This window comes from Caulobacter sp. (assembly GCF_039596335.1).
Lineage (GTDB): Bacteria > Pseudomonadota > Alphaproteobacteria > Caulobacterales > Caulobacteraceae > Caulobacter.
On the sequence record NZ_JBCNJZ010000004.1, the window covers coordinates 258,674 to 278,124 of the forward strand.

General features: G+C 68.4%; 17 protein-coding genes. 7 read left to right on the forward strand and 10 right to left on the reverse strand.

Going from position 1 to position 19,451, the window contains the following annotated elements:
• Window positions 1-188 precede the first annotated feature (188 nt).
• On the forward strand, window positions 189-737 hold the full coding sequence (locus ABDW31_RS10300; RefSeq protein WP_343698637.1) for a hypothetical protein: 549 nt from the start codon (window positions 189-191) through the stop codon (window positions 735-737).
• A gap of 2 nt (window positions 738-739) precedes the next feature.
• On the opposite strand, the gene ABDW31_RS10305 is transcribed toward ABDW31_RS10300, so the two are convergent.
• Complete coding sequence (locus ABDW31_RS10305; RefSeq protein WP_343698638.1) at window positions 740-1,627, reverse strand: CPBP family intramembrane glutamic endopeptidase; 888 nt, start codon at window positions 1,625-1,627, stop codon at window positions 740-742.
• Window positions 1,628-1,731: 104 nt separating this feature from the next.
• Here ABDW31_RS10305 and pepN point away from each other — a divergent pair, with 104 nt between their 5' ends.
• The 4 genes from pepN (at window position 1,732) to ABDW31_RS10325 (ending at window position 9,468) form a co-directional block, all read left to right on the forward strand.
• The gene (gene pepN / locus ABDW31_RS10310) at window positions 1,732-4,323 is read left to right on the forward strand and encodes an aminopeptidase N (protein WP_343698639.1); all 2,592 of its coding nucleotides are present in this window, start codon (window positions 1,732-1,734) and stop codon (window positions 4,321-4,323) included.
• Between the two features lie 168 nt (window positions 4,324-4,491).
• Window positions 4,492-7,020 carry an ATP-binding protein gene (locus tag ABDW31_RS10315; RefSeq protein ID WP_343698640.1) on the forward strand — a complete coding sequence of 843 codons (2,529 nt, stop codon included), beginning with the start codon at window positions 4,492-4,494 and terminating at the stop codon, window positions 7,018-7,020.
• A gap of 126 nt (window positions 7,021-7,146) precedes the next feature.
• Window positions 7,147-7,827: a hypothetical protein gene (locus ABDW31_RS10320; RefSeq protein ID WP_343698641.1), complete on the forward strand. Its 681-nt coding sequence runs from the start codon at window positions 7,147-7,149 to the stop codon at window positions 7,825-7,827.
• A 12-nt stretch (window positions 7,828-7,839) separates the two neighbouring features.
• On the forward strand, window positions 7,840-9,468 hold the full coding sequence (locus tag ABDW31_RS10325) for a GMC family oxidoreductase (RefSeq protein ID WP_343698642.1): 1,629 nt from the start codon (window positions 7,840-7,842) through the stop codon (window positions 9,466-9,468).
• On the opposite strand, the gene ABDW31_RS10330 is transcribed toward ABDW31_RS10325, so the two are convergent.
• The 4 genes from ABDW31_RS10330 to ABDW31_RS10345 form a co-directional block, all read right to left on the reverse strand.
• The gene (locus tag ABDW31_RS10330) at window positions 9,465-9,776 is read right to left on the reverse strand and encodes a hypothetical protein (protein WP_184721271.1); all 312 of its coding nucleotides are present in this window, start codon (window positions 9,774-9,776) and stop codon (window positions 9,465-9,467) included. The two genes, ABDW31_RS10325 and ABDW31_RS10330, sit on opposite strands and share 4 nt — an antisense overlap.
• A 148-nt stretch (window positions 9,777-9,924) precedes the next feature.
• Window positions 9,925-10,371 (reverse strand): NUDIX domain-containing protein, encoded by a 447-nt coding sequence (locus tag ABDW31_RS10335; RefSeq protein WP_343698643.1) that lies wholly within the window; start codon window positions 10,369-10,371, stop codon window positions 9,925-9,927.
• A 7-nt stretch (window positions 10,372-10,378) separates the two neighbouring features.
• Window positions 10,379-11,407 carry a S1/P1 Nuclease gene (locus tag ABDW31_RS10340; protein WP_343698644.1) on the reverse strand — a complete coding sequence of 343 codons (1,029 nt, stop codon included), beginning with the start codon at window positions 11,405-11,407 and terminating at the stop codon, window positions 10,379-10,381.
• Window positions 11,408-11,424: 17 nt separating this feature from the next.
• On the reverse strand, window positions 11,425-12,012 hold the full coding sequence (locus ABDW31_RS10345) for a glutathione S-transferase family protein (RefSeq protein WP_343698645.1): 588 nt from the start codon (window positions 12,010-12,012) through the stop codon (window positions 11,425-11,427).
• A gap of 202 nt (window positions 12,013-12,214) precedes the next feature.
• On the opposite strand from ABDW31_RS10345, the gene ABDW31_RS10350 reads away from it, so the two are divergent.
• The gene (locus ABDW31_RS10350; protein WP_184721276.1) at window positions 12,215-12,721 is read left to right on the forward strand and encodes a 3D domain-containing protein; all 507 of its coding nucleotides are present in this window, start codon (window positions 12,215-12,217) and stop codon (window positions 12,719-12,721) included.
• A 110-nt stretch (window positions 12,722-12,831) separates the two neighbouring features.
• Window positions 12,832-14,988: a penicillin acylase family protein gene (locus ABDW31_RS10355; RefSeq protein WP_343698646.1), complete on the forward strand. Its 2,157-nt coding sequence runs from the start codon at window positions 12,832-12,834 to the stop codon at window positions 14,986-14,988.
• A gap of 126 nt (window positions 14,989-15,114) precedes the next feature.
• Here the strand turns inward: ABDW31_RS10355 and ABDW31_RS10360 are convergent, their stop codons facing one another.
• From ABDW31_RS10360 to cobA, 5 genes are read right to left on the reverse strand one after another with little or no spacing between them, the layout of a single operon-like run.
• The gene (locus tag ABDW31_RS10360) at window positions 15,115-15,849 is read right to left on the reverse strand and encodes a phosphoadenylyl-sulfate reductase (RefSeq protein ID WP_343698647.1); all 735 of its coding nucleotides are present in this window, start codon (window positions 15,847-15,849) and stop codon (window positions 15,115-15,117) included.
• Window positions 15,849-16,355 carry a DUF934 domain-containing protein gene (locus ABDW31_RS10365; protein ID WP_343698648.1) on the reverse strand — a complete coding sequence of 169 codons (507 nt, stop codon included), beginning with the start codon at window positions 16,353-16,355 and terminating at the stop codon, window positions 15,849-15,851. The genes ABDW31_RS10360 and ABDW31_RS10365 overlap by 1 nt, the downstream gene beginning before the upstream one ends.
• Window positions 16,339-17,997: a nitrite/sulfite reductase gene (locus ABDW31_RS10370; protein ID WP_343698649.1), complete on the reverse strand. Its 1,659-nt coding sequence runs from the start codon at window positions 17,995-17,997 to the stop codon at window positions 16,339-16,341. Before ABDW31_RS10370 ends, ABDW31_RS10365 begins: the two co-directional genes overlap by 17 nt.
• A gap of 6 nt (window positions 17,998-18,003) precedes the next feature.
• Window positions 18,004-18,369, reverse strand: a complete 366-nt coding sequence (locus ABDW31_RS10375; protein WP_184721281.1) for a DUF2849 domain-containing protein — start codon at window positions 18,367-18,369, stop codon at window positions 18,004-18,006.
• Window positions 18,366-19,268, reverse strand: a complete 903-nt coding sequence (gene cobA / locus ABDW31_RS10380) for a uroporphyrinogen-III C-methyltransferase (protein ID WP_343698650.1) — start codon at window positions 19,266-19,268, stop codon at window positions 18,366-18,368. The genes ABDW31_RS10375 and cobA overlap by 4 nt, the downstream gene beginning before the upstream one ends.
• Window positions 19,269-19,451 lie beyond the last annotated feature (183 nt).

A 19,451-nucleotide genomic window follows, 5' to 3' on the forward strand; every position in this document is an offset into this window, starting at 1 on the left:
GCACACTGAACGACGTTCACGCGAAGGGAAAGATTGACCCGGCGTCAAGAATTTCCGCTTCTTATGCGTCTCTTCTCACCGAGAGCCTGCCTCTGGCAGGCTCTCATTCTTTCTCTTAGAGCACGCCCGGGCGGGTTAGCCGCTTACACCTAACCCTGGCGAGCTCTCCACGGACGTTACCTCCCGGCATGGCCAAGACCGTCTTCCAGAAGAACCAGAGGGTATGGGTCGAGAGCGTCGGCTGCTGGGCGACGGTCGACAAGATCGTGCCCATCTGGGCCAAGGGCTTCGACGAGCCTGTGCGGGTGACCTACGACGTGGGCCTGGGCCGCGAGTTCCAGGCTGCCGAGCTGAAGGCCGAGGACAAGACCGACACGCTGGCCGGCGACGACGGCGCCCACTGGCGGATCCTGCGCGCCCGTAACAAGTGGCAGCAGGAGGGCGACTGCACCCACCATCCGTATCCGGGCACCTATCCGGTCGTGGTCACCGACGCCCAGGATTGGGGCGGCTGGCGTACGCCGGGCGCGGAATACGACCGCGACCCGCACAAGATGGAGTACCAGGCCCGTCTGATCGCCAGCGCCCCGCGCCTGCACGCCATCGCCCGCGAGCTCCTGACCCTGGTGGCCGACAATCCCGAGGACGCCCCGCCCGCGCTGGCCGCCCTGGCCCAGAAGATCACCGTGATCGAGCGCTACCTGCAGGAAGCGCCGACTGGGGCGACCGAGGGTTAGGTCTAGACGTCCGCCCGCGGCTTGAGGTTGCCCTTCTTCCAGGCCCACCACAGGGTCACGACCGCCGTCAGGGTCCCGACCACCATGGCCGGCAGCGAGGCCTCCGGCCCGAAGGCGCCGCCGCTCAGGAACTCCGGCGCGCCGGGCTTGGGATTGCTGACCAGCCAGCTTTCGACCACCGGAATGCCTGAGACCGAAGCGCCCCAGATCCAGCCCTGGGTGAAGTTCCAGGCGGCGTGGACGCCGATCGACACCCACAGGCGCCCGGTCACCAGATAGAAGCCGGCCAGCATCAGCCCCGCCTCGATGGCGATGGCCGCGGCGGCCACCGGCGTCGCGTTGGGATTGGCCAGGTGGACGACGCCGAACAGCGCCGCCTGGATCACCAGCGACGGCCAGACCCCGAAGGCGCGCATCAGCAGGCGCATGAGGACGGCGCGGAACATCAGCTCCTCCATCACCCCCGACTGGATCGCCATCGACACCGCGCCCCAGGCCGAGGCAGGGCGCGGACCGCTGATCTCATAGACGCCCAGCAGATAGAGCCCGCCCACCGCGGCGCTCAGCAGGGCTGTCCCGATCGCCAGGCCGATGGCCAGCTCGGCCAGCGCCGGACGCAGGGCCAACTCCTCGGGCCAACGGTCCTCGGTCGCGCGCACGATCGCCGCGTAAAGGATGACGCCGAACAGGCAGATGGCCGCGACCGTCAGCACACCCAGCGCCCCGCCGCTCTGGGTCAGCGGATCGCCCCGCAGCTGCACGGCGGCATAGACCAGGCTGACCAACACGAAGAGCACGACCATCCAGGCGCTGGCCCGCAGCCAGCGCAGCGGCCCCGGGTGCAAGAACCGCTTGCGTCCGACTTCCAGCCCGACCTGATCCCCGCTCATCGCCTGCATCCCCCGCTCGCAAAGAGCTTGAAGCTCGCCATTAATTCGGCCGGCGACGTCAAGGTCCCCTCGCGAAGCCGGCCCCGGGGGACTAAGTTGGACGGATGCGCACCGACACGCCCCAAGCCGTTCGCCTGGCGGATTACCGCCCCTTCCCGTTCGATATCGAGACGACCCGTCTGGTCTTCGACCTGCACCCGACGCAGACCAAGGTCAGGGCCGAGCTGACGATCCGCCGGATCGGAGACAAGGGCGAGCCCCTGGTGCTGAACGGCGAGCGGCTGAAGCTGCTGTCGGCGGCCATCGACGGCCAGGCGCTGAGCGCCAACCAGTACACGCTCGACGCCGAGCACCTGACGATCCCCGACGTCCCCGACCAGTTCGTGCTGACCACTGAGGTCGAGATCAATCCGTCGGCCAACAAGGCGCTGATGGGCCTCTACATGTCCGGCGGCCGCTATTGCACCCAGTGTGAGGCCGAGGGCTTCCGCACCATCACCTACTTCCCCGACCGCCCGGACGTGCTGAGCCGCTACACCGTGCGCGTCGAGGCCGACCGCAAGTTCCCGCACCTGCTGAGCAACGGCAATCCGGGCGCCTCGGGCAGCGTCGGCGACGGGCGCCACTTCCTGGAGTGGACCGACCCCTTCCCCAAGCCCTGCTACCTGTTCGCCCTGGTGGCCGGTGACCTGGACGTGCTGGCCGACAAGTTCATCACCATGAGCGGCCGCGAAGTGGCGCTGCGGGTCTTCGTCGACCCCGGCCAGGCCTCGCGCGCGGCCTACGCCCTGGACAGCCTGAAGCGGGCGATGAAATGGGACGAGGAGGCCTTCGGCCGCGAGTACGACCTGGACCTGTTCATGATCGTGGCCGTCCGCGACTTCAATTTCGGGGCCATGGAGAACAAGGGGCTGAACATCTTCAACAGCTCGCTGCTGCTGGCCGACCCGCAGACCGCCACCGACCTGGACTACGAGCGGATCGAGGCCGTGGTGGCCCACGAGTACTTCCACAACTGGACCGGCAATCGCATCACCTGCCGCGACTGGTTCCAGCTGTGCCTGAAGGAGGGCTTCACGGTCTTCCGCGACCAGAGCTTCAGCGCCGACATGCGCGGCCGGGCCGTCCACCGGATCAAGGACGTCTGGCAGTTGCGCGCGCGCCAGTTCGCCGAGGACGCCGGCCCGCTGGCCCACCCCGTGCGCCCGTCCAGCTACATGAAGATCGACAACTTCTACACCGCGACCATCTACGAGAAGGGCGCGGAGATCATCCGGATGCTGAAGACCATCCTGGGCGACCAGGCCTTCCGCAAGGGCTGCGACCTCTACTTCACGCGCCATGACGGCCAGGCCTCGACGGTCGAGGCCTTCATCGCCTGCTTCGCCGAGGCCTCGGGCCGCGACCTGACCGACTTCTTCGGCTGGTACGAGCAGGCCGGCACGCCGACCGTGACCATCGACACCGACTATGACGCCGCCGCCAAGGTTCTGACCCTGACGCTGAGCCAGGAAACCGCTCCGACGCCGGGCCAGCCAACCAAGAAGCCGCTGCCGATCCCGGTGGCCATCGGCCTGCTGTCTGAGAGCGGCGCCAGCTTGCGCGACACCGAAGTGGTGCTGCTGGACCAGGAAAGCCTGACCGTGCGCTGGGAGGGCGTCGCCGAACGCCCCGTGCTGTCGGCCCTGCGCGGCTTCTCGGCGCCGGTGAACCTGATCACCGATGCGCGGCCGTCGGACCGCTATGTGCTGTTCGGGGCTGACCCCGATCTCTTCAACCGCTGGGAAGCCGGCCAGACCCTGGCCCGCGACCTGATCCTGGCCCGCGCCGCCGGCGCCCCCGACGAGGTGGGTGAAGAGCGCTACGCCGAGGGTCTGGGCCGGGCGCTGGGCGACACCGTGTCGGAGCCGGCCTTCAAGGCGCTGCTGCTGGCCCTGCCCTCCGAGCCGGACCTGGCGCGGATGTCCGAGCCCGCCGATCCGGCCGCCCTGCATGCCGCCCGCGACCACCTGCGCCTGCGCATCGCGGTCCATCTGGGCGAGTTGCTGCGCCTGCTGCACGGCGAGATGCAGGAGGCCGGCGCGTTCTCCGACAGCGCCGAGGCCGCCGGTCGCCGCGCCCTGCGCAACGCCTGCGCCGACGCCCTGGCCGCCGATCCGCACGACGAGAACTTGATGCGGATCACCGGCCACTACGAAGCCTCGCGCAACATGACCGACATGATGGGCGGCCTGACCCCGCTGGTGGCGATCGGCGGCGAGGCCCGCCAGAAGGCCCTGGGGACCTTCCACTACGCCTGGCGCAACGAGCCGCTGGTGCTGGACAAGTGGTTCGCCGCCCAGGGACGCGACCCCAATCCGGACGCCCTGGGCAATGTGATCGCCCTGCTGGAGCACCCAGACTTCGAGCCGACCAATCCCAATCGCCTGCGCTCGCTGATCTCGGTCTTCGCCGGCTACAATCCGGCCCGGTTCCACGATCCCAGCGGTGCGGGCTATCGCTTCCTGGCCGACCAGGTTCTGCGGATCGACGCGTTCAACCCGATGACGGCGGCGCGGATGATCGAGCCCCTGGGCGCCTGGCGGCGCTACAAGCCCGAACTGGGGACCCTGATGCGCGAGCAATTGCAGCGCATCGCCAACCATCCCGACCTGTCCAAGAACGTGCTGGAACTGGCGACCAAGGCCCTCGACTGACGGCCCGAGGGGCGCTCTCGGGCGCCCCTTACGTTGCGACCAATAGGCTCACACGCGCGGAATCGGCTTGTTCCACAGTGACGCCGTCGCCGCCGGTCAGTAGATTTACCATGTTGGCGAAGTGACTCGCCGTGGGATCTACGGGAGCCGGGCGGTTTGGACAGGGGCATGGCGAGACACGGAGGGCCGGCTGCAGCCGGGCCGGCCGGGCCTTCGGCCGTGCGGGCCAAGTCCGCGCCTGGCTCGTCGCAGGTGTTCATCCGCATCACCATTCTGGCGGCCCTGCTGCTGCTGGCGGTCTACACCGCGTTCGGCGTCAAGCGCCTGCAGGCCGAGGCTACGGCCCAGCCCGGGGGCGCGCCGCTGGCGGCCCAGGCCAGCCTGATCGCCAGCCGCGTCGAAGCCAATCTGGCCGCCCAACGCGCCGGCCTCTCGGCCGCCGCCGACCTGCTCAAGCGTGATCCCGCGGCCACCATGGACGCCGCCGAGACAGCCCTGCGCGCCGCCGGCGGCGAGGCCGCGGCCGTCGCGGTCGTGGGTCCCGGCGGTCCGATCGCCATCGCCGGCCGCGACGAGGGCGCCGACTGGAAGGGCGCGGCCCAGGCCGCTGGCGCGTCGGGTCGCACCACCTGGACCGGATCCATCGGCGAGACTGGCCGTCTCTATGTCGCCACCGCCGCCTCCATCGACGGGGCCCGCGCCTTCGTGATCGCCAGCGGCGACGCCTCGCGCCTGGTCGAGGTCGCCGACAAGGACGACAGCGCCGCCCTGGCCTTGACCTCCGGCGCGCTGATTACCGCCAAGGGTCGCGACCTCCAGGCCGCCACCACCCTGCGCGAAGCCTTCGCCGTGTCGACCGAGGACATCGGCGGCAAGCCGGCCGCCCTGCACGGCCAGGGCCTGAACGGCGGCGTCCTGGACGTGGCCGTGCGGCCGCTGGCCGAGGGCGCCCTGCTGGCCGTGGCCGCCACCCCGACCCGCTCGATCGCCAACCTGGACCACAAGGTCATGGAAGGCGCCTTCAACCTGCTGGCTCCGCTGGCCGTCGGCATCGCCCTGGCGCTGCTGCTGATGATCCAGAGCCGCAAGGCCGAGCGCGCCCACCGCGAATTCATCGACAGCGAGCAGCGCTTCCGCCTCGCCGTCGAGGCCGCCCGCTGCGGCATCTGGGAATGGGACCTGAACGCCGACCAGGTGTTCCTGTCCGACGTCACCGGCGCGATGTTCGGCTGGGGCGGCGGCGGCGTCGTCTCGGGCCAGGACCTGCTGGAACGCATCTCGCTGGACCACCGCGAACGGGTCCGTCAGGCCCTGACCAACGCGGCCATGTACGGCGCCTTCGACGTCTCGTTCCGCGTGCCGGCCACCGAGCACGGCGGCCGCTCGCTGTGGATCGACGCCCGCGGCCAGGGCTTCGGCAAGCCCGGCGGCGACGGCTATGTCCGCATCATCGGCGTCGCTTTGGACGTCACCGAGGAGCGCATCGCCCAGGCCCGCGCCCAGGCCGCCGAGAACCGCCTGCGCGACGCCATCGAGAGCGTGTCGGAAGCCTTCGTCCTGTGGGACCGCCAGGGCCGGCTGCTGATGTGCAACCGCAACTATCGCAGCGTCTTCTCGCTGGAGCCCAAGATCCTCAAGCCCGGCGCCGCCCGCGCTGAGGTCAACCGCTTCGCCGCCCTGGCCATCAAGCAGGACCACCCGGCCCCCGACGGCGCCAAGGGCGTGCGCGAAGCCGAGCTGATGGACGGCCGCTGGATCCAGATCAGCGAGCGCCGCACGGCCGAAGGCGGCCTGGTGATGACCGCCGCCGACATCACGGCCATCAAGACCCAGGAAGAAGCTCGCCGCCTCAACGAGGAGCAGCTGCAGAACGCCATCGCCGGCCTGGAGCGCAGCCAGGAGCAGCTGGCCGAGCTGGCCCGCAAGTACGAGACCGAAAAGGTCAAGGCCGAGAGCGCCAACAAGGCCAAGAGCGAGTTCCTGGCCAACATGTCTCACGAGCTGCGCACGCCGCTGAACGCCATCAACGGCTTCTCCGAGATCATGATGAACGAGATGTTCGGCCCCCTCGGCGACCAGCGCTACAAGGGCTACAGCCTCGACATCCACAATTCCGGCCAGCACCTGCTGGCGCTGATCAACGACATCCTCGACATGTCGAAGATCGAGGCCGGCAAGATGAACCTGAAATTCGAGCCGATGCACCTGGAGGACGTGGCCGAGGACGCCGTCCGCCTGATCCGCAACCGCGCCGAGGCCGCCGGCCTGACCCTGAACGTCCAGTTCCCGCACCTGCCCGAGGTCGAGGCCGACTATCGCGCGGTCAAGCAGGTGCTGCTGAACCTGCTGTCCAACGCCATCAAGTTCACGCCGCGCGCCGGCAGCGTCACGGTCAAGGCCGAGGTCCGCCGCGATCCGTTCGGCGACAAGGTTCGGGTCTCTGTGATCGACACCGGCATCGGCATCGCGAAGGAAGACCTGGCCCGCCTGGCCAGGCCGTTCGAGCAGGTCGAGAGCCAGTTCTCCAAGACCACGCAGGGCACGGGTCTGGGCCTGGCCCTGACCAAGTCGCTGATCACCATGCACGACGGCGTGCTGGAGATGAATTCCCAGCCCGGCGAAGGCACCACGGTCAGCTTCACGCTGCCGGTGCGCCAGGGCGAGCACAAGCCGGCCCGTGACTTCGTGGCCGCTTAAGAGGCTTGACGAACACCGCCAGGATTGGTCGAGCATAGGGCGTGGCTTGGGGCAGCCGCAGAGTGCGACCTCTCGGGGGAGAGAGACATGAGTAGACCCGCCAACGACGATATGCCCCACGCGCCGATGCTGGCCGACGCCGGCCGGTTGGCCGCCTATGTCGAGGGTCGCCTGCCGCCGGACGGCCGCCGCCAGATCGAGGGCTATCTGGCCGCCAATCCCGATCTGGCCGCCCGTGTGATGGGAGAGCTACACCGTCATGGAAATGTCGCCGCGCCCCCTTCCCCGGCGCGTCGCCGCACCTATGTCCGGACCGCACTCGCTCTAGGTTGCGGGCTGCTCGTCACGAGCGCCGTGCTGCTGGGCGGGCATTTCCGGCGCGACCTGCCGTTCCTGGTTCCCGACTTTGTCGAGGACGCCGTGGTCTCGCACCGAACGACACTGCTTCGCGCCGACATGTCCTCGCAGGAGGAAACGCCGACGTTCAACGCCATGGAGATGCGAACCAAGGCCAAACTTGAGATTCCCGCGCTTCCGATCGGATGGCGGATCATGGATGTGCAGCTCTATCCGTCGGACGACGGCCCCAGCATGCACGTTCTGATCAATACGCCCCAGGACGAGCGCCTCACCCTGTTTGCGGTTCGCGCTCGCACCAGCGCCTCCGCCCGACCTGAACTGACCCGCTCCGACGGCGCCGACGTCATCTATTGGGAACGCGGCCCCTTCGGATACGCGCTCCTGGGAGCGCGAAGCCTTGAAACCTTGAAGCGCGACGCCGCCTTGCTGGTGGGAGCGCCCACCTGACGAGTTAAGCGTATGCATCTGGACCTCCACGCCGCCGAAACCGACATTCAGCGCAACACGGAGGTCTGCATCATCGGCGCGGGCGCGGCCGGGATCATCGCCGCCCGCCACCTGCTGGCCGCCGGCCACGAGGTCACCCTGCTGGAAAGCGGCGGCCTGGACTACGAAGCCGAGACTGCCAAGCTGAACGCCGGCCAGAACGTTGGCGAGGACTATTACGACCTGCAGGACGCCCGCCTGCGCTTTTTCGGCGGCACCACCGCCATCTGGGGCGGCCGCGTCGCCGAACTGGATCCCATCGACCTGAAGGCCCGTTCGTGGGTGCCCCACAGCGGCTGGCCGATCGGCTGGGACGAGCTGTCGGACTACTATGCCAAGGCCCGCCCGCAGTTCGAACTGCCCGCCGCCGCGCCGGATCTCGAGACCATCGGCCAGGACGCCCTGCCCCGCCCGGTCTTCGACGAGGACGAACTGGCCACGCGCCTGTGGATCTTCGACCGCAAGTTCGACCGCTTCACCTTCAAGGCCTGCGCAGACCTGGTCGCCCATCCGCGCTGCACCATCATCACCCACGCCACCACCACCGACATCGCCCTGGCCTCGTCGGGCGGCACGGTGCGCGAGATCACCGCCGCCAGCCTGAACGGCCGCCGCCTGACCCTGCGCGCTCAGGCCTTCATGCTGGCCGCCGGCGGCATGGAGAACCCGCGCCTGCTGCTGGCCTCGCGCGGCGTGATGCCGATGGGCGTGGGCAACGCCCACGACCAGGTCGGCCGCTATTTCATGGAGCACCCGCACGCTCGCGGCGGCCGCGTGGTCGGTCGCGGGGCCTGGGCGCTCTTGAAGGCCTTCGGCCGATCGCACGCTGTCGATGGCCAGTCCCTGGCCGCCCTGCTGGCCCCCAGCGAGGCCTTGCAGGAACGCGAGGGCGTGCTCAATACCTCCCTGACCATCGCCGCACGCCCGCCGGCTGACGGCAAGGCCTTCGCGGTCGTGCGCGCCTATTCCAAGGCCAAGCACGGGCTGGAGCCGACCAAGGCGGGCCGCACGATGTGGATGGCCACCAAGAAGGCCGCCACCTGGGCCCAGCGCAAGGTCGATCCCCTGCGTCCCTGGCTGCTGTACAAGGCCGGCCTGCGCGACCTGGCCCTGGTTATCCGCGCCGAGCAGTCGCCCAATCCCGACAGCCGCATCCGCCTGACCGACCAGACCGACGCTCTGGGCCTGCCGCGCGCGGCCCTGGACTGGCGCACCAACGCCCTGGACGTGCGCAGCGTCGATCGCCTGGTCGCGGCCCTGGACCGCGAGCTGCGCCGCCTGAAGATGGGCAAGGTCGAGGCCGCCGACTGGCTCTCGGACCCCAACGGCGGTTGGCGCACCGACCCGCTGGTCAGCGTCCACCCGATCGGCGGCTATCACCACATGGGCACGACCCGGATGTCGGACGATCCCAAGCAGGGCGTCGTCGACGCCGACGGCCGCGTGCACGGCGTCGACAACCTGTATGTGCTGGGCAGCTCGGTCTTCCCGACCTCGGGCTGGGCCAACCCCACCCTGACCATCGCGGCCCTGGCGCTGCGGACCAGCGACAAGGTCGCCGACGCGCTGGCGTCGTCGCGGATAATTGGGGCGCGGGCTTAGCGCCGGCCCATCCGGTCCAGCGCCGCGCGCATGGCGACAGCCTGGGCGGCGGGGGCTTTGGCGGTTGGGGCGGCCACCTCGACGGTCGGAAGCAGGCCCGGCTTATCCTTGGGCGGCGGGATCAGGGTGGCGACCTTGCGGACGGCGGCGGCCATCTGGCCGCACAGGCGGGACTTCTCCCGGGCCTTGGCGATCAGCGCCGGGTCGTCGGTGCGCTCGACCAGCGCCCAGGCCGCGTCGAGGGCGTCCATCAGCTTGCGTTGCATCTTCGCGCACCAGGCGCTGGCGGGGGTTTGGGTCTGGCTCATGAGGTTAGAGCATGAGGCCGGTCTGGACAGCGGGGATAAGAAACGTGCGTTTTCGTTTAGAGCGCTGATTTGTAAAGGCAATATTTCGAAAAGTAAGAGCGCAAACCCTCTCCCTATGGGAGAGGGAGTCCCTGTGGATAACTTCCGCCTACCCGCGCCGCAGCCAGGCCGCCACGGCCCAGGCGTGGGCGTCGTGGCGCAGGGCGACGACCGCGTCCTGGGGGTCCAGCCAGACCAGCTTGTGGTCGTCCTCGATCTTCAGGCCGACGTCTTCGCCGGTGACCTTCACGACGTAGATGCCGCCGTGATTGCGCACCGGCTGGCCGTCGGACTTGAGGAAGTGCTGCGAGACCGGCTCGACCAGGGCGCCGGCCTCGACGACCAGGCCGGTCTCCTCGCCGAACTCGCGGACCACCGCCTCTTCTTCGGTCTCTTCGCCGTCCACCGCCCCGCCCGGCAGGTCGAAATACGGCGCCTTGCCGGGCTTGGTCACTTCGGCCAGGGCGATCAGGCCCTGGTCATTCTCGGCGATGCCGAAGGCCGCGCGGCGGTCCTTGTAGGTCAGACCCGCGACAGCCTTGCCGAACGACAGCATCCTGGGCTCAGTCCTTGCCGTACAGATCGGCCCACGGATCGGCCTTGCCGGTCTCGACGTCCTGCACGGTGATCTCCGGACGATAGCCGATCTTGCCGGTGGCGCTGGCGGTCCAGGCGTCCGTCACCAGGTCGCGCAGGGCCGCGGCCCCGGCCACCAGACGCGCCTGCACGAAGGCCTTGGCGCGCGGATCGGTCTCGACCATGCCGCCGGCCTTTTCCAACGCGTACAGCGGCTCGGTCTGCTTCCAGGTGTCGGTCAGATAGCCCACCACCCGGGTCTCGATCGAGCAGTCGCAGGCCTTGTAGGCCGGCATCTGCGCCTTGATCGAGGCCTCGTCGCCCAGGGCCTTGGTCAGCGGCCCCTCGAACTTGAAGTGGGTGTCGCGCGAGTTGGTGTAGCCGTTGGGGTTGGGATAGTCGCCCCAGCCATTGTAGTGCACCGACAGGTGCAGAGGCTGACTGGCGTCGCCGACATAGTGGGCCCAGACGCCCAGGTCGCGCAGCAGCAGCGCCTCGCGACGGACCAGATCGGCCTTGTAGTAGGCCAGCCTGGTCTTGTCCTTTTCCAGCTTCACCGCGGCGGTCAGCACGCGCCAATAGGTGAAGTCCTTCACCAGCTGCTGATAGCCGTCGATGATCGCATACGGCAGGTAGCCGGCCTTCCAGCTGTCCTGGCCGACGGCGCGCAGGGCCGTCTCGTAGTCGGCGCGGGTAGGCGGCAGGGTCGCCACCGTGAACATCGGACCGCCGTACATGCGGCCTTCGTCGTCGACGTCCAGGAAGTGGGCGGCGTCGCGGTCGTGGTCGTGGATCTTGCCCGAGCCCTTCCAGCGGTCCGGCTCGCGGGCGTACTCGCCGATCGCGGCGATGCCTTGCGGCGTGCGCAGGAAGGCCGGCACGTCAGCCGGGAAGCTGGCGGCGCCGACGACGCCGACCGTGCGGTGGCCCGCCGCGCCCCAGGCGAAGGCGGAAGCCGCCGGCGCGGACAGGGCCGCGGCCAGGACGAGGACTTTGAGGCTGCTCGAGAGACGCAAGAGACCCACTCCGAAGATCAGATAATGCCGAGCGCGGTCTCCATCCGCCCCACCCAGCCCTTCACGGCCGGATACTGCGAAAGGTCGAACCCGCCCTCGTGCGCCACGCGGGTGTAAGCCACCAAGGCGATGTCCGCCAGGGTCAGCCGCTCGCCCACCAGATACGGGGTCTGTTGCAGCTGTGTTTCCAGGCGGGCCAAGGCCTGTTCCGCCCGTTCGACCAGCCGCGCCTCGACCGCGTCACGGCTCTTGCCCAGATAGGCCATCTGGAAGCGGACCACGGCGACATAGGGCTCGTGGCTGTACTGCTCCCAGAACATCCACTCCCACATCTTGGCGCGGTCGAACGGATCGGCCGGGATCAGGGGCGAGCCCTCGGCCAGGTGCAGCAGGATAGCGTTGGACTGCGACAGCGCCCGACCGTCGCTGAGAATGACCATCGGCACCTGGCCGGCCGGGTTCTGGGCCAGGAACTCGGGCGTGCGCGACTCGCCCTTCAGGATGTCGACCTCGATCCAGTCGAACGGCAGGTGGAGGCGCTCGGCGGTCCACTTCACCTTCAGGCAATTGCCCGAAATCGAGTCGCCGTAGATCCGCATCGTCATGCCGGGTTCCCTCTGTGAAGCTGTCGAAATCAAAAAAAGTGAGTCTTTAAGGCCAAGTTTCAAGTCGCTGACTCCATGCCGCTTTTTCGCTCGAAGCGCGAGTGTGCGGTGCGGCATAGCGGCGGCAAGGGTTGTCACGCCTCCGTGATCGGACTATCCAGGCCGCCGCCCGACAGACAACGCCGATAAGAGGTCCCCCTCGATGCGACGCCAACTCGCCGGAATTTTGGCCACCGCGGTCATCTCCGCGTTCGCCTTTCCCGCCCTCGCCGCCGATGCCGCCCCCGCCCAAGCTGCGCGTCCCGACCCGTTGGGCGAGCTGATCAGCTCGGCTCTGGGCGGCGGTCTGCCCGGCACGGTCGAGTACAAGATGCGGGCCACCATGTATCACGCCGGCGCCAAGGGCATCCGCGCCCTGGACTCGCTGGGCTGCAAGGTCGCCGCCATGCGGACCGTCGCGGTGGACCCCAAGGTGATCCCGCGCCGCACGATCATCTTCATCAAGGAAACCGTCGGCCTGCCCATGCCCGACGGCGATACGCACGACGGCTACTGGTACGCCTCCGACATCGGCGGCGCGATCAAGGGCCTGAAGCTGGACCTGTTCAGCGGCGTCGGCGCGGCCTCCATGAAGACCCTGCGCGGCATCGACCTGACCAACCTGTCGGTCAGCAAGGTCGGCGAATTCAAGGGCTGCCCGCCGCAATAGGCGGCGATCCTCCGCCCTCCTCCGCAAAGGCGTAGGGACGGACTGGAATTCATTCCCAAACTCGGCTTGGATCCCCGCTTTCGCGGGGATGAGCGGTATTGGGGGTGGATATGCGTATTCTGTTTTCGGGTGTGGCCCTGGCCGCCCTCCTCGCCGTCGCCCCCGCTCAAGCCGACGAAGCCTCCCGCCTGAAGACCCGCGCGGGCGCCGTTCAGATCATCCGCGACGACTGGGGCATCGCCCACATCCACGGCAAGACCGACGCCGACGCGGTGTTCGGCATGGCCTACGCCCAGGCCGAGGACGACTTCAACCGCGTCGAGGCCAACTTCATGACCGCCCTGGGCCGCACGGCCGAGGCGGAGGGCGAGAAGGCGATCTGGGCCGACCTGCGCCAAAAGCTGTTCATCAACCCGGCCGTGCTGAAGGCCGACTACGCCAAGAGCCCGGCGTGGTTGAAGGCCCTGATGAACGGCTGGGCCGACGGCCTGAACTTCTATCTGGCCACCCATCCGGACGTGAAGCCGCGGGTCATCGGCAAGTTCGAGCCGTGGATGGCGCTGAGCTTCTCGGAAGGCAGCATTGGCGGCGACATCGAGAAGGTGGCCCTGACCCAGCTGGAGGCCTTCTACGGCCAGCGTCAGGTCGCCATGACGGCCGACGAGAAGGGCCTGCTGTTCAAGGAACCCAAGGGCTCGAACGGCTTCGCGATCGCCCCGAAGAACACGCTTGAGGGCCACGCCCTGCTGCTGATCAACCCACACACCAGCTTCTTCTTCCGCTCGGAGATGCAGGTCTCGTCCGACCAGGGGCTGAACGCCTATGGCGCGACGACCTGGGGCCAGTTCTTCATCTATCAGGGCTTCAACGCCAAGGCGGGCTGGATGCACACCTCCAGCGGCGTCGACGTGATCGATGAGTTCGCCGAAACCATCGTCGAGAAGGACGGCCAGCGCTTCTACAAGTACGGCAGCGAACTGCGGCCGCTGAAGAGCGAGGTGATCACCGTCCCCTACCGCGCCGCCGACGGGACGCTGGCCGAGCGCAAGTTCACCGTCTTCAAGACCCACCACGGCCCGATCGTGCGCGAGGCCGACGGCAAGTGGATCAGTATCGCCCTGATGAACAAGCCGGTCGCGGCCCTGCAGCAGTCGTTCCTGCGCACCAAGGCCACCGACCTGCAGAGCTTCATGAAGGTGGCCGAGCTGAAGGCCAATTCGTCGAACAACACCCTGTTCGCCGACAGCAAGGGCCAGATCGCCTATCTGCATCCGCAGTTCATCCCGGTGCGCGACGACCGCTTCGACTATACCAAGCCGGTCGACGGTTCGGACCCCGCCACCGACTGGAAGGGCCTGACCCCGCTGGCCAAGGCCCCGCAGGCGATCAACCCGCCGATCGGCTGGGCCTTCAACACCAACAACTGGCCCTACACCGCCGCCGGCCCGACCAGCCCGAAGAAGGCCGACTTCCCCAAATATATGGACCAGGCCGGCGAGAACCCGCGCGGCCTCCATGCCGAGTTGGTGCTGAAGGACGTCAAGAACCTGACCCTGGGCGGCCTGATCGAGAAGGCCTACGACCCGTACCTGACCGCCTTCGCGCGGCTGGTCCCGACGCTGGAGGCCGCCTATGCCGCAGCCCCCGATCCCAAGCTGGCCGAGCAGGTCGCGGCCCTGGCCGCCTGGGACAAAACGTGGTCGCTGCGCTCGACCGAGACCTCGCTGGCCGTGTTCTGGGGCGAGGCGATGTGGGCCAAGGCCGCGCCGGCCGCCAAGGCGCAGGGGCTCAACACCTACGACTACATGGCCGACAAGCTGACGCCGGCCGAGAAGCTGGCGGCCCTGGCCGAGGCCTCGGATCGCCTGACGACCGACTTCGGCTCGTGGAAGACGCCGTGGGGCGAGATCAACCGCTTCCAACGCAACGACGGCGCGATCGTCCAAAAGTTCGACGACAGCAAGCCCAGCCTGCCGGTGGCCTTCACCTCGGCCCAGTGGGGCTCGCTGGCCTCGTTCGGAGCCAAGCGGTATCCGGGGACCAAGAAGTACTACGGGACCCTGGGCAACAGCTTCGTGGCGGTCGTGGAGTTCGGCGACAAGGTCCGCGCCCGCGCCATCTCGGCCGGCGGCGAAAGCGGCGATCCCGCCTCCCCGCACTTCAACGACCAGGCGGGGCGGTATGTGATCGGCAATCTGCGCGACGTGTACTTCTATCCCGAGGACGTGAAGGCGCACGCGGTGCGGACGTACGCTCCCGGACAATAACCCACCGTCATCCCGCGCTTTATGCGCGGGACCCATGGGTCAGCTTCCACGTGAGAACTTAAGTCCCCACCTCACTTGCGGCGGATAGATGGGTCCCGCGCATAAAGCGCGGGATGACGGTTAGGGCTAAATATCCCCGCCCACGTTCGGCTCCACGCCCGGCGCGCGTGCGACATGAATCCCGCACTCCGTCTTCTCCTGCCCCTGCCAGCGCCCTGCACGGCCATCTTCCGACGGCTTGGTGCACGGCCAGCAGCCGATCGAGGCATAGCCCTGGGCCACCAGCGGGTGGGCCGGCAGGCGGTGCTCTTCGACATAGGCTTCGAGTTCGGCCTTGGCCCAGTTGGCCAGCGGGTTGAACTTGATCTTGCCCTCGGCCTCCTCGACCACCGGCAGGCTCAGGCGATCGCCGCCGTGGAAGCGCTTGCGGCCGGTGATCCAGGCGTCGAAGCCGCCGATGGCGCGGTCCAGCGGCAGCACCTTGCGGATGTTGCAGCAGCCATCGACGCTGGTGCGCCACAGGTCCGACTTGGGGTCCTGGGTGGCCAGGTCCGCGAAGGCCGGGCGCAGGTCGCGCACGTCGGTCAGGCCAAACTGCGCGGCCAGGTTCTTGCGGTAGTCCAGGGTCTGGCCAAACAGCATGCCGGTGTCGAGGAACAGCACCGGAATGTTCGGCGAGATCTGCGAGGTCAGGTGCAGCAGCACCGCCGACTCCGCGCCGAACGACGAGACCAGGGCCAGGCGCTCGCCGAACTCGGCATAGGCCGCGCGCAGCACGGTCGCCGGATGGGCGTCACGTAGCTCGGCGTCCAGCCGAGCGGCGAGGCCCGGCGCGGTGGCTGTGGTCTGGTCGAAGGCCATCAGTTGCCTCTTTCCTCGAACGCGACTTCACGGTCATCGGCGGCGCGCTGATAGACGTGACGGAAGCGGCTGGCGGCCTTGGTCCAGGCGTCAGGTGTCGCGCCGTCAGCCGGCTCGAAGGCGTCGAAGCCGCAGCGGACCATGAACCCGGCCTGCTCCTGCAGAACGTCGCCCACGGCCCGGACCTGGCCCTCATACTTGAACCGCTCGCGGAGCAGGCGGGCCGAGGTATAGGCGCGGCCGTCGCGGTACTTCGGGAAGGCCAGGGCCACCACGTCGATGCGCGGCAGGTCGTAGGCCAGCACCTCAACCTCCTGGTCGGACTCGATGCGCACGCCGACGCGGCGGCTGTTCGAGGACAGCAGCGCGTCGCCCTCGGCCTCGAAGCGGGCCAAGGACAGGATCACGTCGCCCGCGTCCGGGATGGCGTCCTCGTCGGCGACGTGAACGAAGGCGTCGTCGGCCCAGGCGGCCTGGCCGTCGACCAGCTTAATCAGCTTGGGCATAGACCGCCTCCTTGAAGGGCTCGAGGCCGACGCGGCGATAGGTGTCGAGGAAGCGCTCGCCGTCGGCGCGGACGCTCAGATAGGCCTCAACCAGTTGGTCGACAGCGCCGGCGACCCGGTCGGCCGACAGCGCCGGGCCCAGGATCTTGCCGATCGAGGCGTCTTCCGCGCCCGACCCGCCCAGCGACAGCTGGTAGAATTCCTCGCCCTTCTTATCGACGCCCAGGATGCCGATGTGGGCCACGTGGTGGTGGCCGCAGGCATTGATGCAGCCGCTGATCTTGATCTTCAGCTCCCCCACCCGCTCGGCGCGATCGAGGTCCGCGAACTGGCGGGCGATGTCCTGGGCGATCGGAATGGCGCGGGCGTTGGCCAGGGCGCAGTAGTCCAGGCCCGGGCAGGCGATGATGTCGCTGACCAGGTCGATGTTCGGCGTCGCCAGGCCGTGGGCCTGCAGGGCCGCGAACACGGTCGGCAGGTCGTCCAGCTTCACGTGCGGCAAGACGAGGTTCTGGGCGTGGGTGACGCGCAGGTCGCTGAAGCTGTAACGCTCGGCCAGATCGGCCACGACGTCCAGCTGGTCGCCGGTGGCGTCGCCCGGGGTCTGCTCCTGGGCCTTCAGCGAGATCTCGACGATGGCGTAGCCCGGCTGCTTGTGGGCGCGGACATTGTTGCGCACGAAACGGGCGAAGGCCGGCTCGTTGGTCTTGGCGATCTCGAACGCGTCCGAACGGGCCGGCAGGGTCTCGAACGGGGTCTGGGCGAACGCGGCGCGGATGCGGGCCAGCTCGCCGGCGGGCAGGTCGGCGCGATTGGCGTCGATCTTCTCCCACTCTTCTTCGACCTGGCGCGCGAATTCCTCGGCGCCGAGAGCGGCGACCAGGATCTTGATGCGGGCCTTGTAGATGTTGTCGCGGCGGCCGTGGCGATTGTAGACGCGCAGGACGGCTTCCAGATAGCTCAGCAGACGGTCGGTCGGCAGGAACTCCTTGATGGTCGGGCCGACATAGGGCGTGCGCCCCTGGCCGCCGCCGACGATCACCTCGAAGCCCAGCTGGCCGTCACGGCCCAGGCGCATCAGCAAGCCGATGTCGTGCACCTTGGCCGCCGTGCGGTCCTTGGCCGAGGCCGTGATGGCGATCTTGAACTTGCGCGGCAGGTACGAGAATTCCGGGTGCAGGGTCGACCACTGGCGGATCACCTCGGACCACACGCGCGGATCATCGACCTCTTCCGCCGTCGCGCCGGCATAGGGGTCGGACGTGGTGTTGCGGATGCAATTGCCGCTGGTCTGGATGGCGTGCAGATCCACCTCGGCCAGCTTGTCCAGGATATCCGGCGCGTCCTTCAGCTTGATCCAGTTGAACTGGATGTTCTGGCGCGTGGTGAAGTGGCCGTAGCCCTTGTCGTAGTCGCGGGCGATCTCGGCGAGGCGGCGGGCCTGCACCGGGTTCAGCGAGCCGTACGGAATGGCCACCCGCAGCATGTAGGCGTGCAGCTGTAGATAAAGGCCGTTCATCAGGCGCAGCGGCTTGAACTGGTCCTCGGTCAGCTCGCCGGCCAGGCGGCGGGTGACCTGGCCGCGAAACTCGTTCGAGCGGTCGACCAGGAATTCTTTGTCGATGACGTCGTACTGGTACATGCCGCTCTACTTCCTGCGGATCAGGTCGACACGGCCGGTCGAGCGCGCCGCGCCCGAAGCCTGGCGCAGGGCTTCGATGACGTCGCCGCCTTCGGCCTGCTTGCCGTGGGTGAGTTCGTTGGTGGGGCCCAGCGCTCGGATGCGCTCGCGATAGCTGACCGGGGCCCAGTGGCCCTCGGAGGGGGCCAGATCGATCGGATAGACGTCGACGACCACGGTCGGCTGGGCCTTGCCCGTGGCGACAGCGGCCTCGAGTTCGGCGTCGGAGCCTTCCCCGAACAGCTGCGCGTCCCCGAAGCGCTCGACCCACTGGCCGGCCTTCCAGAACACGACATCGCCGTCGAGCAGGCGATTGGCGACGACAGCTTTCATTCGAAATTCCCGCTCATCCCCGCGAAAGCGGGGACCCATGCTGAATCGCCGCTTGGATCCCCGCTTTCGCGGGGATGAGCGGGTTGTTGTTGCGCCATCGCCATGGCCTCGCCGACCATCAGCAGGGCCGGACCGGTCAGGCCTTGGGCAGCCTGCGCCAGACCCGCCAGCGTCGTCAGCACCCGGCGCTCGTCGGCGCGGCTGGCGTTCTCGACGATCAGGGCCGGGGTCGCGGCGGCGCGGCCGGCATCGGTCAGGCGCTGGGCGATCAGGCCCGCGGTCGAGACGCCCATATAGACGACGACGGTCTGGTTCGGACGGGCCAGCGAAGCCCAGTCCAGATCGGGCTCGCCCATTTCTCCATTTTGGGGAGCCGCATGACCGGTAACGAAGGTGACGGCCTGGGCCGCGCCGCGATGGGTCAGGGGTGCGCCGGCGCCGGCGCTGGCGGCCAGGGCGGCGGTGACGCCGGGCACGACATGACAGTCGACGCCCGCCGCGCGGCAGGCGGCCAGCTCCTCGCCACCACGGCCGAACAGGAACGGATCGCCGCCCTTCAGCCGCACGACGTTCAGGCCTTCCAAGGCCAGGGCCACGATCAGCTGGTTGATGTCGTCCTGCGGTAGGGTGTGGCGCGACTTGCGCTTGGCCACATCGATCCGCCGCGCGTAAGGCGGCGACAGGTCGAGAATGTCTTCGGAGACCAGGCCGTCGTGCACGACCACCTGCGCAGCCGCCAGGGCCTTGACCGCCTTGATGGTCAGCAGCTCGGGATCGCCGGGGCCGGCGCCGACCAGCCAGACGGCGCCGGGCGCACGCGGCGCAGCGCTACCGTCCAGGACGACGAGGCCGGGCCCAGACTTTCTGCCTAGAGTGTTGCGGACCGGCTGGCGGGCCATCGGCTTTAGAACCTCTATCAACGCGGTCGGAATAAAACGGTAGAACGCAAGGCGGGGTCGCCCCTAAAGACGACCCCGCGCACGCGCGCCGACGAAAAGGGCCTATCCGTCAGCGAACGCTTGCAAACTCGGCCTGAAGGGGCCAATTCGCAAACAAGGACTTCTGCCGGGGCGTTCAGTAAA

What these genes read in the sequence shown, in the direction of transcription:
- ABDW31_RS10325 (WP_343698642.1), top strand. Translation starts at nt 7,840, where the DNA reads ATGCATCTGGACCTCCACGCCGCCGAAACCGACATTCAGCGCAACACG.
- ABDW31_RS10345 (WP_343698645.1), bottom strand. Translation starts at nt 12,012, where the DNA reads ATGACGATGCGGATCTACGGCGACTCGATTTCGGGCAATTGCCTGAAG.
- ABDW31_RS10375 (WP_184721281.1), bottom strand. Translation starts at nt 18,369, where the DNA reads ATGAAAGCTGTCGTCGCCAATCGCCTGCTCGACGGCGATGTCGTGTTC.
- ABDW31_RS10320 (WP_343698641.1), top strand. Translation starts at nt 7,147, where the DNA reads ATGCTGGCCGACGCCGGCCGGTTGGCCGCCTATGTCGAGGGTCGCCTG.
- ABDW31_RS10300 (WP_343698637.1), top strand. Translation starts at nt 189, where the DNA reads ATGGCCAAGACCGTCTTCCAGAAGAACCAGAGGGTATGGGTCGAGAGC.
- ABDW31_RS10355 (WP_343698646.1), top strand. Translation starts at nt 12,832, where the DNA reads ATGCGTATTCTGTTTTCGGGTGTGGCCCTGGCCGCCCTCCTCGCCGTC.
- ABDW31_RS10305 (WP_343698638.1), bottom strand. Translation starts at nt 1,627, where the DNA reads ATGAGCGGGGATCAGGTCGGGCTGGAAGTCGGACGCAAGCGGTTCTTG.
- ABDW31_RS10335 (WP_343698643.1), bottom strand. Translation starts at nt 10,371, where the DNA reads ATGCTGTCGTTCGGCAAGGCTGTCGCGGGTCTGACCTACAAGGACCGC.
- ABDW31_RS10350 (WP_184721276.1), top strand. Translation starts at nt 12,215, where the DNA reads ATGCGACGCCAACTCGCCGGAATTTTGGCCACCGCGGTCATCTCCGCG.
- ABDW31_RS10360 (WP_343698647.1), bottom strand. Translation starts at nt 15,849, where the DNA reads ATGGCCTTCGACCAGACCACAGCCACCGCGCCGGGCCTCGCCGCTCGG.
- ABDW31_RS10365 (WP_343698648.1), bottom strand. Translation starts at nt 16,355, where the DNA reads ATGCCCAAGCTGATTAAGCTGGTCGACGGCCAGGCCGCCTGGGCCGAC.
- ABDW31_RS10370 (WP_343698649.1), bottom strand. Translation starts at nt 17,997, where the DNA reads ATGTACCAGTACGACGTCATCGACAAAGAATTCCTGGTCGACCGCTCG.
- ABDW31_RS10330 (WP_184721271.1), bottom strand. Translation starts at nt 9,776, where the DNA reads ATGAGCCAGACCCAAACCCCCGCCAGCGCCTGGTGCGCGAAGATGCAA.
- cobA (WP_343698650.1), bottom strand. Translation starts at nt 19,268, where the DNA reads ATGGCCCGCCAGCCGGTCCGCAACACTCTAGGCAGAAAGTCTGGGCCC.
- ABDW31_RS10315 (WP_343698640.1), top strand. Translation starts at nt 4,492, where the DNA reads ATGGCGAGACACGGAGGGCCGGCTGCAGCCGGGCCGGCCGGGCCTTCG.
- pepN (WP_343698639.1), top strand. Translation starts at nt 1,732, where the DNA reads ATGCGCACCGACACGCCCCAAGCCGTTCGCCTGGCGGATTACCGCCCC.